The organism is Allobosea sp. P1_A7, assembly GCF_056406775.1.
In genome coordinates this window covers 1-1,954 of the sequence record NZ_JBFTZN010000514.1, presented here as the reverse complement: position 1 = coordinate 1,954, position 1,954 = coordinate 1, and the positions used below count along the sequence as shown (strand labels likewise).

General features: G+C 62.7%; 1 protein-coding gene. It reads left to right on the top strand.

Annotated features, from left to right (window positions below):
* Positions 1 to 283 precede the first annotated feature (283 nt).
* Entirely contained in the window at positions 284 to 1,939 is a 1,656-nt protein-coding gene (locus AC1D34_RS37095; RefSeq protein WP_476826969.1) for an arylsulfatase, read from the top strand.
* Positions 1,940 to 1,954 lie beyond the last annotated feature (15 nt).

The window sequence follows — 1,954 nt, the reverse complement described above, 5'->3', positions numbered from 1 at the left end:
GTGCCTATCGGGTCCGTTCGCTCCCGGCCTGAATCCGCTGGGGCGCCAAATCGAGACAAGCCGGCACTCCTCTTGCGGCGGCCATTGCCCCAAATGACTGAGGCATCCAGTAGCGTCCGGTCGARCGGCCGCGCTCACGCCCGTAGCAGCGCTGGCATTCGCCCTCTGCAGGACGAGCAAAGGCTCCCCTTCTTGCGCATGAAGTAGCCAGCGGGCACAGTGCCTCTGCTTGGACCACGCTATCTCCTTCCGCCGTTTCTGCTGCATATGAAGGGATTTTGCTATGAATCCGAAGGCTACGCCGGCTGAACTCCCGGGTAATACTGAAAAAATCGTCGATCGCCGCAGCATCCTGCTCGGAGGCACAGCGCTCGCCGCGGCGGGGCTGTCGGGCTCGGCCGCGATCGCCCAGGCGCAGCCCGCGCCCGCGGCACCGGCGGGCTCCGCAGGGCGCAAGCCCAACATCGTCGTGATCTTCGGCGACGATATCGGCATTCCCCAGATCAGCGCCTACACCATGGGCATGATGGGCTACCGCACGCCCAATATCGACCGCATCGCGCAGGAAGGTGCGATCTTCACCGACAGCTATGGCCAGCAGAGCTGCACCGCCGGCCGCRCCTCCTTCATCCTCGGCCAGGAGCCGTTCCGCACCGGTCTTCTGACCATCGGCATGCCGGGCGACCCGCACGGCATCCAGGACTGGATGCCGACCATTGCCGACGTCATGAAGACGCAAGGCTATGCGACCGGACAGTTCGGCAAGAACCATCTCGGCGACCGCGACGAGCACCTGCCGACGCGGCATGGATTCGACGAGTTCTTCGGCAATCTCTACCACCTGAATGCCGAGGAAGAGCCCGAGGGCTACTTCTATCCGAAGGACCCGGAGTTCAAGCGCAAGTTCGGCCCGCGCGGCGTGATCAAGTCCTCGGCCGACGGCAAGATCGAAGATACCGGGCCGCTCAACACCAAGCGCATGGAAACGGTCGACGAGGAGTTTTTGGCCGGCGCCAAGGATTTCGTCGACCGGCAGGTGAAGGCGAACCGCCCCTTCTTCCTCTGGTTCAACTCGACCCGCATGCATGTCTTCACCCATCTGAAGAAGGAATCGATGGGCAAGACCGGCAAGGGCATTCATGCCGACGGCATGGTCGAGCATGACGGCATGGTCGGCGAACTCCTGAAGCAGCTCGACGATCTGCGCATCGCCGACAATACGATCGTGATCTACACGACCGATAACGGCGCCGAGCTCGCGCTCTGGCCGGACGGCGCGATGACGCCGTTCAAGAGCGAAAAGGGCACGACCTGGGAAGGCGGCATGCGCATTCCCATGATGGTGCGCTGGCCGGGCGTGATCAAACCCGGCACGCAGTACAACGACACGATCTCGCTGATCGACTGGTTCCCGACGCTCTGCGCCGCCGCCGGGGCGGGAGACATCAAGGAGAAGATGAAGGCCGGCTTCACCGCGGGAACCAAGACCTTCAAGGTCCATCTCGATGGCTTTGATTTCGGGCCCTATTTCAGGGGCGAGGTCAAAACCGCACCGCGCGACGCGTTGATGTATTTCGATCAGGCCGGAAATCTCAACGCGATCCGCTGGAACGACTGGAAGCTCAGCTTCGCCCAGGCCAAGGGCAATATCGCGACCGGCACGCGCGAGGTCACGGCCTGGGCGATGATCACCAACCTGCGCATGGATCCCTACGAGCGCGGCCTCGAAGAAGGCGGCGAAGCCATGAAGTTCCTGGCCCAGAACATGTGGCTGCTCGTGCCCATACAGGGCAAGATCAAGGAGTTTTTCTCCGACTTCGACCAGTATCCCTACCAGTCCGGCAGTTCGCTCAATGCCGGCGGCATCAACTACGGGCTGCTCAACCAGCAGGCCGCGATGAAGCGCCTCAAGGAGCTGGAATCGCTCCGGCCTCGCTGAGAAACCAATGGCTCG